Genomic DNA, 13264 nt, shown 5'->3' with positions numbered 1-13264 from the left:
GATCGGCTGGAAGAGGGGTCATCTCAGCCCCGCCTCCTCCTGTGGATGTAAGCCCCGACGGCCGCGAGGATGATCAAGGCAGCGACGACGGGAAGGGCGTAAGACCTCTTGGCACCTCCCACATTCACCGGGATCTTCATGCTCTCGGAGATGACCGTCCCACCCCTGATGTCTGTATACTTGATCTCGCTGTTGATGCTGTAGGGCTTCTCCGTCGCGTCGGAGTCGACGTCGATCTTGAACCTGACGGCCCTCACCTCGCCAGGGAGGAGGGTTCCTATGTAGGCCTGATCGTCGGTGGAGGAGAAGGGCTTGAAGACGGATAGCCTCGCTATCGCGTCCTCGGCCACCTCCTCGCCGGTGTTCCTGAATGTCACCTCGATGATCCCAGACTTCTCGCCAGCCCGGAGGTCTGCCTCGACTTCAGCGATCTCGAAGTACGCCTCCTTCTTGACCTTCACGGGGATGGTGACGGTCTCGTTGGCCCTCTGGTACCAGTACGCTGTCCGAAACCCCCGGAGGCGACCTTCGGCGTCGAGGCTGTCGGCGTCCACCTCGACGTTGTACTGGTAGTCGTAGGATAGGTCGAGGAAGAGAGGATACTCGCCCGCCGGAGTGCGGCTGGATATCTTGATGGCGAAATTCATCGAATCTCTCGACCTCTCGCCCGCCCGGAGCGCCTCGATCACCTGGTCGCCGGACTTCACCTCGATCATATCGTTTCCGGACCTGAGGGTCCCGGTTATCCCCAGAGCCGTCGTCCTCTCCCATTCGTAGTCGAGCTCCCGGTCCGCCAGCATCTGGTCCATCCTCGAGTCCGCCTTCTTGTCGGCCTTGAAGCCCATGATCCTGCCATAGTTGGCGAGGTCGACGTGGAGGGTGACGGTCCCGCCCCGGTCGAACTCCCTCGTCCCGGCGAGGGACGCGTCGAGCTGGGGCGATCCGGAGACGGTCCAGTAGTTCTCCAGGGAGACCGAGGGTATGTAGTTATCAGAGGCGCCGGCGGGAGCCGAGCCGACGAGGGCCAGGGCGATGAACAGGAACGCCGTTACATGGACGAAATTGACGATCTTTATCAATCCTTCAACCTCCTGAAGGGCATTAATAGCAGGTTTGAGGCTCTGACCTTCACCGTCGCCTCATGTCTCCTCCAGTACTCGAACCTTATAAGAAGCACCGGAAATACGGTGAAGGTTGCGAAGAGGGCGAATATGACCGAGAGGACGGTTATCGTTCCGAAGCTGCTGGTCATGGGGAAGGGGGAGGCTATGAGGGCGGAGAAGCCGAAGATGGTGGTGAGCCCCGAGGCGACTATCGCAGCCCCGATAGACCCCGTGGCGGTCAAGAGCGCCTCCATGACGTCCTCTGTCTTCTCCTTCTCCTCATAGAACCGCTCCATCGTCAGAATGCCGTACTCCGACCCCACCCCCAGGATCAGAGCCCCCAGGGTGGCGGTCATGGGGTTGTACATCATCCCGGATACGTACATCACTCCGCCCATCCAGCCGATGACGATGAACATCGGAAGCACCGGCAGGACCGCCTTAACCAGGTCTCTGTAGATGACCAGGAGTATGAAGAATATCAGGACTAGACCGATGAAGGTCATCCTCATCCTCCCGGTGGTGAGGGCGCCTATGACGGAATTCATCACCGCCATCTCTCCTGTCTGGGTGACGGAGATCCCTGGGGGGTGTTCGAACCATAAGAGATCCTTGTCGATCTCGTTTGTGAGCCGCTCGATCCCCACCTGGCCGAGGCTTTCGAAGGCGTCGCCTATCTCCAGGATGATCTGGGCGGTGTCGTGGCCGTCGATGTACTGGTATTTGAGATGGTCGGGGACTCGGTCCAGGATGGCCGCCACCTCAGACCGATCCTGGGGGATCGACCCTCCGTTGTAGCTTTTGACGAGGGAGGCGAGGCTAGTGGCCCCGTAGACCTTCTCCCTCGATCTCGCTACGTAGTCGCCGAACTCATCCATCCAGATCAGGGTCGATGGGTCGATGACATCCCCCTGGACGATGATGTTCAGCTGGTCTTCGCCGCCGAATATGTCGTTGAGGTGGCGGAACTGGCTGAGGGGCGGGAGGTCCTGGGGTATGAACTCGTTCATGTCCGTCTCTATGGGGACCATAGTATCAGCATAAAGGCCGACCAAGGCGAGGACGAGGGCTGTCGCCAGAAATATCCTCCACCTGCAGAGGATGAAGGTCACGTACCTTACGATCAGAGGGGCTATCGGAGATTTTTTTCCCCTCCTTTCAAGGCCGCATCTGACGTTTCTGTCGTTTCGCCCCCTCTCCATCTGGTGTATTATGGTAACCCCCACGAAGAGAGAGGAGATGTAGCACATGATGATGCCGACGAGGCACAGGAGGCCGAAGTCCCTCACCATGGGGACCGACGACGAGAAGAGGGAGAAGAAACCCGCCCCAGTGATGATCAGGGCGATGAAGACGGCCGGAGCGGTGTGGGCCACCGTCTCTATAGCCGCCATGGCGACGGATCCGCCCCGCTGGAACTCCTCTTCGATCCTGTTCTGGAACTGGATGGCGTAATCGATCCCAAGGCCGATGAGGATCGGAAAGGCCGCCATGGAGACCATCGTCAGAGGGACCTGGAGAAGTCCCATCATCCCGAAAGTCCAGATTATCCCCAGAAATACTACGGGCAGCGGCAGCAGGGGGAGGCTGACATGCCTGAAGACGAGGAAGAGGGCCACCACCATCAGAAGGCCGGAGATCATGAGAAGGGTCCCCATGGAGGTGTTCATCTCCCGCTCTATCTCGTCGCCGAGGGCGATCTCGCCGGTGACTATCGTATCGGCCCCCGCAGGAAACTCCGCCATCGCCACCGCCGAGCGGGCCTCCGGCAGGACCGCCTTGAGGCTTTCCTGAGGGATGTAAGTCGGAAGATCGATGGGAATTATGGTATGCCTCCGGTCAGGGAGGATGGCGTTGAGGGCCGCGGGGTTCGTCCTCTCCAGAACCTCCAGGATCTCGTCGATCCTCTCCTGGCTGTCGGGGACCCTCCGAACGCCCGTAGCATCGGCCTCCACCTCCATCACCATCTCGGCGATGCTGACCGTCCCCAGGACGTGATCCACCGCCTCCATCTGGCGGGTCAGCCTTTCCATCGCCTTCAGGGACCCAGGACTCGTCGCCGCGTCCCCCTCCACCAGGACGACGATGGACTGGGTCCCGAACCGATCGTTGTATAGGTGGGAGAACTCCACGTACAGCCTGGAGTCCGGGTCGACGAAGGTCTCCGTCTCCGTCTCCATGGTGATCGTCTGGGCGTAGTGGATCGATCCCACCGTCAGAAGCGCCGCCACCATCAGGATGACGATGGGATTGCCCTCGATCCACCTGCCCAGCCGCTCTCCGTTGCTCGTGATCAGCACCTTCATAAATTCTTTACACGATATTGGAAGATTCCGAATCTTCGGAGCTTTCGGAGGATACGAAATGTACTTAAAGCTTATGGCGGAGCCATCATCGATGAATCGGCAAGACGCTCGACCCGACGAGGCGGCGAGAGGCTGCATGGTCGACGCCAGCATAAGGGTTGCGAAGATGCTGGGGTACAGCGACGCTGCCGGGGCCATCAGGGGATATCTGATGACGGCAGACACCCCCCTCTCCCTCGACGATCTGGCGGAGGTGACGGGCTACAGCAAGTCCACCGTCAGCACCAACATGGCCCAGCTGGAGAGGATGGGGATAGTCCGACGGGCCCGCAGGCCCGGGGACAAGAGGCTCTACTACTCCACCATAATAAGCATAGACGAGGGCAGGAAGGTCCACAACGAGATCTTCAGGGAGATCATGCAGATCCTCGCCGCCGGAGCCGGGGAGGCGATGGAGAACCTGGAGGCGGCCGGAGGAGGGGAAGAGGCGGAGAGGCTCAGAGGGCGGCTTGAGTCGATCAGAGACGACTGCATCGGGGGTCAGAGGTTCGCCGATCTCCTGGATCAGTTCTCCTTCCAGGATCTGACGGAGATCCTCGGACGGGAGGTCGAAGGGCGGAGGAAGGGAGTGAAGTGATCCGGGACGAGGGATCGATAAGGGGAGTCGGTTCTGATGGGGATCGGTCCTGCAGCCCTGGCTTTACATAGGCGGAATGCAAGCCCCGGCCTTCAGGATAGAACCTCATGAAAGTAGATCATCGGATCTTTGAAGTCCTCTTCATATCGGTCTTCGCCGCGATGCTCGGCCTCGGCATAGTCGGGCCCCTCCTCCCCATATACGCCGAGAACCTGGGGGCTAGCGGCCTTTGGATCGGGATCATCTTCTCAGGGTTTGCGGCCGCCAGGGCGATATTCATGCCCATCGTCGGGAGGCTCTCCGACGAGTCGGGGAGGAAGAAGTTCATAGTCTTGGGGCTATTCGCCTACGCCGCCCTCTCCCTCGGATACGTCACCGCCGGCAGCGTATACTCCCTCACCGCCGTCAGGTTCCTCCACGGGATCGCCTCGGCGATGGTCGTCCCCATCGCCATGGCCTACATCGGCGACCTCTCCCGGAAGGGGGAGGAGGGGACGCTGATGGCGAAGTTTCAGGTCTCCTTCTTCCTGGGCCTAGGCTCGGGCCCCCTCCTGGGGGGGGTGCTGAACGACGCCTTCGGATTCTCCTCGGCCTTTTACGCCATGGCCGCCCTCTCGGCCCTGGCTTTTCTGGTGGTCGTCGTCTTCCTCCCGGAGACCGGCGGCCGATCCTCCAGAGGGAAGGGCGAGAGGATATCCTATAGAGGGGTCCTGGGCCATCCCGCGGTCCCGGCGGTCCTCGCCTTCACCGCCCTCAACGCCATGGTCCGGGGGCTCCTTCTCGTCTTCATGCCCCTCTTCGCCCCAGATATCTCCGTAGTCCCCGGCCAGGTGGGGCTGATCCTCACCGTATCCATATTCATGATGGCGATATTCCAGGTGCCCCTGGGGAGGATGGCAGACAGGGGGAGGGCCGATGTCATGATCCTCGGAGGATCCGTCGTCTCCGCCGCCAGCCTCGCCCTGATACCAGCCGCCGCGAGCTTCTGGGACCTCTTCCTCGTCGCCTCCGTCAACGGCCTGGGAAGCGCCTGCATGATGCCTGCCCTGATGGCCCTGACGGTGAAGCTGGGAAAGAAGATAGGGATGGGGACCTCCATGGGCGCCTACAACACCGCCATGAGCCTCGGGATGATTGCGGCGCCCCTCCTGGGAGGGCTCGTTATGGACCTCTCCACCATCGATGCCGTCTTCATCCTGGGTGGGGTCGGGGGCATCGGTGCCACCATCGCCATTTACATCTCAACGATGAGAGCTCTGGGGTCGGTGGCGGCCCAGGGACCGTCCTCATAGAAGAGGGCCGCCACCATTCCTGTCGTCACCCCCATTATAATCGTCATCATCGTCATCGCCACCCACTGCCACCATCAACATCCTCTAACCACAACAAAAGCAGGGACCGTCAAGCCACAGGCTCCTCTTTGGGGATGGTGAACCTGAAGACCGACCCCTCGCCTGGGACGGACTCCGCCCAGACCTCCCCGCCCCAGGTCTCGACGATCTTCTTGACGGTGGCGAGGCCTATCCCCGACCCCTCCCCGGACCTCTCCAGGCGGGTGAAGGGGTCGAATATCTTATCCCGGTAGATCATCTCGAAGCCGATGCCGTTGTCCCTGACCCAGAACTCGTACTCGCCGTCTCTTTCGGTGCATCCCACCTCGATCTCAATATGATCTTTTGAATATTTCAGGCTGTTTTCCAGAAGGTTAGAAAAGATCTGCTTTGCCCGGGACCTATCGCAGCTGATGATGGGAAAATCCCCCACCAATCGGAGATCGACGGGCTTTCCTCCTCCCATCCATTTCGCGTCCTCATAGGCTTCCTCGATCAGCCTTTTCGTATCGACCTTCTCTGGCAGGTATACCACCCTCCCTATCCGGGAATAGTCCAAGAGGTCCAGGATCAGCCGATCCATGTTGGCCGCGATCTTCCCGATCCTCTCCAGGTACCTTTTGCCGACGTCGGGAAGCCCATCGCCGTAGTCCTCCTGGAGGGCCAGGGCGAACCCCTGTATCCCCCGGAGGGGCGCTCTCAGATCGTGAGATATTGTGTAGGCGAAGCTCTCAAGCTCCCGGTTTAGGGTCTTGAGCCTCTCTTCATACTCGATCGTCTGGGATATGTCTCTGGCCACAGCTATGGTGGCGATCAGCCCTCCGTCTTTGCTGGTGACGGGAGCGAAGCTGATGGATGCGGGGAAGGTGGACCCGTCCTTTCGAACGCAGATCATCCGGACCCTTTCGCCTCTCTCACCATCCTCCGACGGGATCTCGTCCCCGAATTCTAGGATGAAGTCCTTGTAGATCCTTCCCCGGGCCTCCTCGAGCTCAAACCCGAACATATCCAGGAGAGCAGGGTTTGCGAAGAGGAGATGGTCTGTCTTGTCGAAGATGGCGATCCCGTCGTTGGAGGACTCGATGGCATCCATGAAGAGGAGCATCTGCTCTTCCAGCCACCGATCGTAAGATATGTCGTGGCCGAAGGCGATCACCCTCTCGATCTCGCCGGTCTTGCTCCGGACCGCGCTCCAACCCCAGCGGATCGTCATATCGTCGCCGGACCGGCTGATGACCGCCGCCTCCATCTGCCCCGCAGCCCTCCCCTCGAAGATGGAAGAAACGTGGACCTCGAAGGGCTCTCTATCGGCCTTTGAGACGAAGCAGTCGAAGAAGTTGGTCCCCATCACATCTTTTGCATGGTGGCCCGTCACCTTCTCAGCCCCCCGGTTGAAGAGGGTGATCCTCCCCCGGGGATCGAGGCCGACGATGAAGAGGTCAGCGCCCTCGATTATCCCCCTGGAGAACTCCCGTTCATAGCGGATATCCTCTTCCATCCTGGCGTATTCCGTCATGTCCTGGCCGGTGATGACGGTCCCGATCCTCTGGCCGTCGCTGTCATTTAGGGTTATGCCGCTCCAGGTGATCGTCCTCTCGGCCCCGGATTTGGCCAAAATTTTTGATCTATGGCTCTCTATGGTCATGCCCGTCTCGATCTCATCGAGGGAGGCGAGGAAGTCCGACCTCTCCAGGGGATCGGGAAGGAGGATCGTCCAGATCTCCTCGTCCCCCAAAACCTCCTGGGTGGAGTATCCGGTCACCTCTTCGGCCGCCCGGTTCCAGAGGAAGATCCTCTTCTTCCTATCGACGACGCAGATCATGGGGCTTGCGATCTCCACCAGCGTTTCGCTTAAGTCCGCCAGCTTCTTGATGTTCTCCTCCACCCTCTTGCGTTCGGTGATGTCTAAGATCGTCCCCCTGAGGCCGACGGGCCTCCCATCCCGGATGATGGGCCGGGAGTAGACTATCAGATGGAAGGTGGACCCCTCCTTCTTCAGCCCCGTGTACTCATATGCGAAGACCCGATCCTCGTGAAGACTTCTCCGGAAGTTCTCCATCATGTTCTCCCGGTCTTCATAGGCGAATACAGCAAAGATGTTGACCCCCTCTTCCAGGTCGCCACGGTCGTATCCGAAGAGGTCGAAGGCGGTCTGGTTGGCGAAGGTCACTTTCCCCTGAAGGTCACATTCGAATATCGGCTGGGGGAGGGTGTCTGCCATCTCTCGAAACCTCCGTTCGCTCTCGACGAGGGCCATCTCCATCTCTTTCCTTTCAGTTATGTCGAGAGCTATTCCCTCAACATGGGTCACGGAGCCGTCATCATCCCGGCTGATCCAGATGTTGCTGGCAAGCCATCGGACCTCGCCAGACGAGTCAAGAACTCTGAACTCCTGATAGAAGCTGTCGGATCCGTCCTCGATCTGCCGTTTCAATTCGCAGACCACCAGCTCCATATCGTCGGGATGGACTAAGCTGCCAACAAACGAAGCGGCTCCGGAATAAAAGTCATCGGGGGTGTATCCTAATTGGATGACGTTTTCTGATACGAACTCGACGGGGCCTCCGAGAGGAACGCGCTGGACGAAGGCGATGGCAGGACTTCGGCTGACGATCCGCTCCAGCTCTATCCGCTTCTGCGAACCTTCAAAGATCGCTTCTTCCATCTCTTTTCGCCAGGTGATATCCTGCATCACACCCGCCAAATTGGTGGGCCTGCCTTCTTCGTCCCTCTTCACCACTAGACCGCGATCGTGGACCCATTTGACGGCGCCGCAGGAGATGGTCCTGTAGTCCAGATCCAGAAGGGGCGTCTTTCCCCCGACGATATCCCCGAGGACCTTCTGCACCTCTGGGAGGTCTTCAGGATGGATCGACCTCTTCCAGTGCTCACCGGTGCTCTCTTCGACGGGACCAAGCCCGATCATCTCGGCGTATCGGTGGTTGCCCACAACCTCGTCGGTCATGAGATCCCAGTTCCATACGGCGAGATCTGCCCCCTCGATGGCCAGCTTCAGCCGCTCCTCGCTCTCCTTGAGCGCCTCTTCGACCTCCTTTGGTTCGGTTATATCCACCAGGATCCCGTGGAGTCCGACTAGCCCCCCCTCGTCGATCGTCCTCCCGTAGGTCCTAGCCCATCGGACGGCCCCACTTTTGTCTATGAACCTCAGCTCCGAGACGGTCGATCCGCCACGGAAGGCGGCCTTCAACCTCTCTTCCAGGAGGTCTGCGTCCTCCTGATGAACGAATCGATAGACGTCCTCGCCGAGGATCTCCCCAGGAGAGTACCCCAATATCCTCTCGACGGCGGAGCTGACATAGGCGATCCTTCCCTGAGGCTCGACGACGTAGATCACCCCGTCGACGTTCTCCACCAGAGATCGATACCTCTCCATCGACCCTTTGAGAGCCTCGTTCGTCCGAACGAGCTCGTCGTCCCTTCTCTTGCGGTCTTCCAGGGATCTTCGGAGGCTCGTCAGGGCCGAGGAGATCTCTTCGAGGCCTCCGGCCAGCTCTTCTCTTGAGAGGCATTCGTCTCCGAGGAGGGCTCTTATCCGCCTTTCCGCTCTATCGATCTCTTCATCCAGAATTGCATGGCTCATATCGTCGACAACTCCTCGGAAGGTCACAACTTTTCTTGGTCGATACCCATATACGGTTTGAGATGGCGATCCTTCGATCTAAAGGGCTTTCACCTACGGCGCAAGGCTTCTGGTCCATCGAACGGTCCAGTTATTTCCGGGATATCGAGTCAACTTGGAAGAAGATGGATATAACGATTTAGCATCAGATCCTCACCGCAACAGATGCCAGGCTCCTCGAATCGGAAGTTCGGGCAGGTCCCGTCTCAGCCCGCGACACCGCCTTGCGGGTTCGGGGAAACCTTAATGGAGGGGAAGCAGGAGACTCTCGGCCATGGAGCCCCTTTCAGAACTGGTCGTACTGCTGGGAAGCGAAGACTACTTCGAGAGGCAGGCCGCCGCCTGGAAGCTGGTGGAGGCGGGGTCCAAGGCGACGGAGCCGCTCCTGAAGGCGCTGGAAAAAGGCAAAAATCCCCAGGTCCGGTTCAAGGCCGCGTGGGCCCTGGGAAAGATAAAGGATGCAAGGACCATCGAACCCCTAGCAAAAGCCCTCTCTCTGGACGAGGACCCCGTCGTCCGGGAGTGGGCGGCGTCGGCTCTGGAGGCGATCGGCGACCCCAGAGCGGTCCCGGCCCTCGCGGTGTCCCTCGCAAGAGATCCGTCCCGGGAGGTGAGGCTCCGGTCTTCCCTCGCCCTCGTCGCCTTCGGCGCCGGGGAGGCCTTCGAAGGGCTTCTGAAAGAGGGGGACCTGGAGGCGAAGAGGATGGCGGTGGTGGGCCTCGGCCGCCTCCGTTCTCGAGGATCGATGGCGATGGTGGCACCTTTCATCGGGGCCGAGGACGCGGAGCTTCGGAGGAGGGCGGCTTGGTCCCTGGGGGAGATGGGAGCGCCGGAGGCGGCACCCCACCTCTCGCCGGCCTTGTCGGATGAGAGCGCCGCCGTCAGGATGGAGGCGGCCAACTCCCTCGCGAAGATCGGTGGCCCTGAGGCGTGCAGGATGGCGGCGTCCCTCCTCGATGACGTAGACCCCCGGGTGAGGCTCGCCGCCGTAACCGCCCTCGGGGAGATCGGCCTCGCCGACGCCCTCGACCGGCTGGTGGAGGTCGTCTTCGGCGGCGACGACGAGGAGATCCGGGCCTGGGCCGCCTGGTCCCTGGGGGAGATCGGAGACCCCCGGGCGATCGAGCACCTCCAGGAGGCGTGCGTCAGGGGCCCGCCGAAGGTCAGGGATAAGGCCCTGGACTCTCTGGTGGAGGTATTCGACATCGTCGGAGGCTAGGAAGATGGAGAGGTCTAGCCGACGACCCTCAGGCACCGTCACCTATTTTTCCGCCGGGATCTTCTGATGGGCGATGAACCTTGAGTCTCTCGCGGCAGAGCTTCGTGGGTTTGTGGGGATAACCCGCAAGAAGGCCATAGGCGATCTCGTAGGCCACTTTCCTGTAGAATCGGACCTGATCATAGCCTCTTTCGGGGAGGATGCGGCGGTCATCGACGACGGCGACGAGGTGATGCTCCTGGCCGCCGACGGAATATGGTCTCGACTTCTGGAGGCCGATGCCGAGTGGGCCGGCTACTGTGCCGTCCTCGTGAACGTCCACGACATCGCGGCGATGGGGGGCTGGCCTGTGGCGATGGTGGACGTCTTCAGCGTAGATTCGCCCGACCTCGCAGAGGAGGTCCTCCGGGGCCTCTTGAAGGGGATCGAGAAGTTCGCCGTCCCCATCGTCGGAGGGCACTTCCATCCGGACACCCCTTACAGCTCCCTGGACGTCGCCATCCTCGGCAAGGCGAAGAAGGGGGCGGTCATCCTCAGCTCCTCGGCGGAGCCGGGCGACTCCGTCGTCGTGGGGGTAGACCTCGACGGGAGGGTCCACCCGAAGTTCGCCATCAACTGGGACTCCACCAGCTTCAAGGAAGGGGAGGTCCTCCTCCGACAGCTCGGATCGATGAGGGAGCTTGGGGAACGGGGCCTGGTGACGGCGGGAAAAGACATCAGCAACCCCGGGATGCTGGGGACCCTGGGGATGCTCCTGGAGTCGAGCCAGAAAGGGGCGGTCGTCGACCTCGACCTCCTCCCCCGGCCCGAGGGGATGGATATGCTAGCCTGGCAGAAGATGTATCCGGGGATGGGCTTCGTCGTGACGGCTCCGCAGGAGAAGGCCGGAGAGGTCGTCCGGGTCTTTATTGAACGGGGGCTCGCCTCCGCCGTCGTAGGGAGGGTGACCGAAGAGCGCAAGCTGGTGATATCGTCGGAATATGAGAAGGCGGTCCTCTTCGACTTCGAGGCCGAGACGATCACGGGCATCAGGTGATCCCGTGGACGGAAGGTTCGTCGACCGGATGGAGCGGGCCGCAAAAGGCCGGCGCGCCAGGATCGGCATCGGCGCCGACGGCAGCCCAGAGCTATGGGCCGGGATCGAAGAGGCGGGAGAGTTCGCCGAGGTCGTCCTGGTGGGGGACCCCGGCTGCGACCTCGGGGAAGAGGTGGCCGTCGTCGGGGCGGACGACCCCGCCTCGGCCCTGGTGGAGCTTCTGGAGAAGGGGGAGATCGACGGCGCCGTAAGGGGAAACCTCTCTGCCACCAGGGTGATGAGGAAGATAGCCGGGACCTTCGATGTGAGGGTTCGAAGGATCTCTCTCCTGGCGCTGCCGGACTGGTCCTTCTTCCTCGCCCCCGTGGGAATAGACGAGGGGGAGACCGTATCCGCCCGGCGGGATCTGGCTGTGATGGGGGCCGAGTACCTCCGGGGGATGGGGGTCGACGCCCAGGTCTCGATCCTATCCGGGGGGAGGATGGAGGACCTGGGGAGGTCCCAGCGGGTCGATAGGACCCTCGCCGAGGGGGAGCTGTTGGCCCGGCTCGCCCGGGATGCGGGGGTTCGGGCGGAGCACCGGGGTATCCTCATCGAGGCGTGCCGCGGCGACGATCTCATCGTAGCCCCTGACGGGATCTCTGGAAACCTCATCTTCCGGACTCTGATGCTCCTCTCCGGAGCCAGGGGCTACGGCGCCCCCGTCATCATGGACCCCGTCTTCGTCGACTCCAGCCGGGCGAGGAGGAGCTTTGCGGGGCCGGTCACCCTCGCCAGCGCCCTGGTGGCGATGAAGGGGAGGTGAAGTCGTCGGGCTGAAAGACTGTACGAAAAGAGGGAAAATAATTTTGGGGCGACGATGCGCCCCGCGATCTTTTGGTCTCAGCCAGACATGACCCCCAGAACCTTCAGGGGGTGGACCCCCGCGCCCTGGAGGGCAAAGAGCTCATCTTCTTTTGCGAGGCTGAACTCCTTGATGGTGGAGACGAAGGTCTCCGGGGAGTCGGCGGCGTCCATGAGGATTATATCCTGCTGTAGCCTCGCGGCCCAGCTGGGCCAGCCCTCGGAGTTGCTCATCTCCGTCGCCTTGTCGAAGTCGAATCCCAGCACGAGGCCGTCACCGGTCTTGGAGGAGGCGTCCCACCGGATGAATATCCCGGCGACCCTGGTGCCGAACTTCTCCGTCAGGGCAGACGTCTCGTCGGCGGTGAGGTACTTGACGTACATCCCCTTCTTTCCGGGGGTGCAGTCCCAGGCCATCTGGAAGTAGTCCTCTTTACACCAGTTGGGGCAGGCTATCACCTTGTAGCTCTGGTTTGTGGCGTCCTCGATGGGGAGCTCGTTCTCCATATACTTCGCCAGCAAGAAGCCGCTGGAGACCCCGGGGCAGAGGTGGTCGTGGAACTCCACCGCCTTACCGAATATATAGGGGGTCTTCTCGTGGGCCCAGATGTTGACTACGGGGAGCATGTGGCCGAAGACGCCGGGCTCCCAGCCCTCGACGTCGGCGAGGACCGTCTCGGCGTCGATCTTCTCCATCTCCTGAATGGCGAAGCCGGTCCCGTCGTCGTTCACCTTCATGTAGACCGCCTCACCGGTATTCTTGCTATAGAACCCAAACCAGAGGGGCTTCCAGGGGGGGGTCAAGATGTTGAGGAAATTTCCCTTTCCCGGAGTGCAGCCGGTCGCCTCCCTCACCGCATCGAGGCAGATCTGCGTCGTCTGGCCGCCTATCACGGCGTATCCGGCGTTCGTCAGGGCCAGGACATTGGCATCGCCCTTCTCAAACCCCATCTCTGCCATGGCGTACTCTGCGGCGTCGGCGCCGAGCTGGTACATATCCTCCCCTTCGGCCAGGGCCATTCCCGGCACCAGGGCCAGGAGGAGGAGGGTCGTCGCTATAATTCGATAGATATTCACATCATCACCTTATTCTCGATATTTTTCGATATAAGAGCTTGCAATATTCTAATTTATGCTACGCAAGCCGGA

9 protein-coding genes are annotated in these 13264 nt (G+C 61.0%); 5 read left to right on the top strand and 4 right to left on the bottom strand.

The genetic code is table 11. The features are described from left to right. Positions 1-23 precede the first annotated feature (23 nt). Together P0O24_RS00545 and P0O24_RS00540 are read right to left on the bottom strand one after the other, a co-directional pair. Positions 24-1079: a COG1361 S-layer family protein gene (locus tag P0O24_RS00545; RefSeq protein WP_316967785.1), complete on the bottom strand. Its 1056-nt coding sequence runs from the start codon at positions 1077-1079 to the stop codon at positions 24-26. Continuing rightward, entirely contained in the window at positions 1076-3409 is a 2334-nt protein-coding gene (locus P0O24_RS00540) for an RND family transporter (RefSeq protein ID WP_316967784.1), read from the bottom strand. The genes P0O24_RS00545 and P0O24_RS00540 overlap by 4 nt, the downstream gene beginning before the upstream one ends. Before the next feature lie 91 nt (positions 3410-3500). On the opposite strand from P0O24_RS00540, the gene P0O24_RS00535 reads away from it, so the two are divergent. After that, positions 3501-4046, top strand: coding sequence for a GbsR/MarR family transcriptional regulator (locus P0O24_RS00535; protein WP_316967783.1), 546 nt, complete (start codon positions 3501-3503; stop codon positions 4044-4046). A 107-nt stretch (positions 4047-4153) separates the two neighbouring features. Beyond that, positions 4154-5338 carry an MFS transporter gene (locus P0O24_RS00530; protein WP_316967782.1) on the top strand — a complete coding sequence of 395 codons (1185 nt, stop codon included), beginning with the start codon at positions 4154-4156 and terminating at the stop codon, positions 5336-5338. Between the two features lie 109 nt (positions 5339-5447). Here P0O24_RS00530 and P0O24_RS00525 read toward each other — a convergent pair whose 3' ends face one another. Continuing rightward, positions 5448-8978 carry a PAS domain S-box protein gene (locus P0O24_RS00525; protein ID WP_316967781.1) on the bottom strand — a complete coding sequence of 1177 codons (3531 nt, stop codon included), beginning with the start codon at positions 8976-8978 and terminating at the stop codon, positions 5448-5450. 313 nt (positions 8979-9291) lie between these two features. On the opposite strand from P0O24_RS00525, the gene P0O24_RS00520 reads away from it, so the two are divergent. The 3 genes from P0O24_RS00520 (at position 9292) to mtxX (ending at position 12077) form a co-directional block, all read left to right on the top strand. Further along, complete coding sequence (locus P0O24_RS00520) at positions 9292-10236, top strand: HEAT repeat domain-containing protein (protein ID WP_316967780.1); 945 nt, start codon at positions 9292-9294, stop codon at positions 10234-10236. 73 nt (positions 10237-10309) lie between these two features. Further along, the gene (locus tag P0O24_RS00515) at positions 10310-11272 is read left to right on the top strand and encodes a methanogenesis marker 2 protein (protein WP_316967779.1); all 963 of its coding nucleotides are present in this window, start codon (positions 10310-10312) and stop codon (positions 11270-11272) included. A gap of 4 nt (positions 11273-11276) precedes the next feature. Continuing rightward, positions 11277-12077 carry a methanogenesis marker protein Mmp4/MtxX gene (gene mtxX, locus P0O24_RS00510; RefSeq protein WP_316967778.1) on the top strand — a complete coding sequence of 267 codons (801 nt, stop codon included), beginning with the start codon at positions 11277-11279 and terminating at the stop codon, positions 12075-12077. A 77-nt stretch (positions 12078-12154) separates the two neighbouring features. Here the strand turns inward: mtxX and P0O24_RS00505 are convergent, their stop codons facing one another. Further along, on the bottom strand, positions 12155-13192 hold the full coding sequence (locus P0O24_RS00505) for an FmdE family protein (RefSeq protein ID WP_316967777.1): 1038 nt from the start codon (positions 13190-13192) through the stop codon (positions 12155-12157). Positions 13193-13264 lie beyond the last annotated feature (72 nt).

The sequence above is a fragment of the Candidatus Methanocrinis alkalitolerans genome, from assembly GCF_029167205.1.
In the GTDB taxonomy this organism is placed as follows: domain Archaea; phylum Halobacteriota; class Methanosarcinia; order Methanotrichales; family Methanotrichaceae; genus Methanocrinis; species Methanocrinis alkalitolerans.
Note: the sequence above shows the minus strand (reverse complement) of the source record. Positions and strands in the feature narration are given on the sequence as shown.

Bases quoted from the DNA above. Each gene is read 5' to 3' on its own strand.
- P0O24_RS00540 (WP_316967784.1), bottom strand. From the start codon at position 3,409: ATGAAGGTGCTGATCACGAGCAACGGAGAGCGGCTGGGCAGGTGGATC.
- P0O24_RS00535 (WP_316967783.1), top strand. From the start codon at position 3,501: ATGAATCGGCAAGACGCTCGACCCGACGAGGCGGCGAGAGGCTGCATG.
- P0O24_RS00530 (WP_316967782.1), top strand. From the start codon at position 4,154: ATGAAAGTAGATCATCGGATCTTTGAAGTCCTCTTCATATCGGTCTTC.
- P0O24_RS00525 (WP_316967781.1), bottom strand. From the start codon at position 8,978: ATGAGCCATGCAATTCTGGATGAAGAGATCGATAGAGCGGAAAGGCGG.
- P0O24_RS00520 (WP_316967780.1), top strand. From the start codon at position 9,292: ATGGAGCCCCTTTCAGAACTGGTCGTACTGCTGGGAAGCGAAGACTAC.
- P0O24_RS00515 (WP_316967779.1), top strand. From the start codon at position 10,310: ATGAACCTTGAGTCTCTCGCGGCAGAGCTTCGTGGGTTTGTGGGGATA.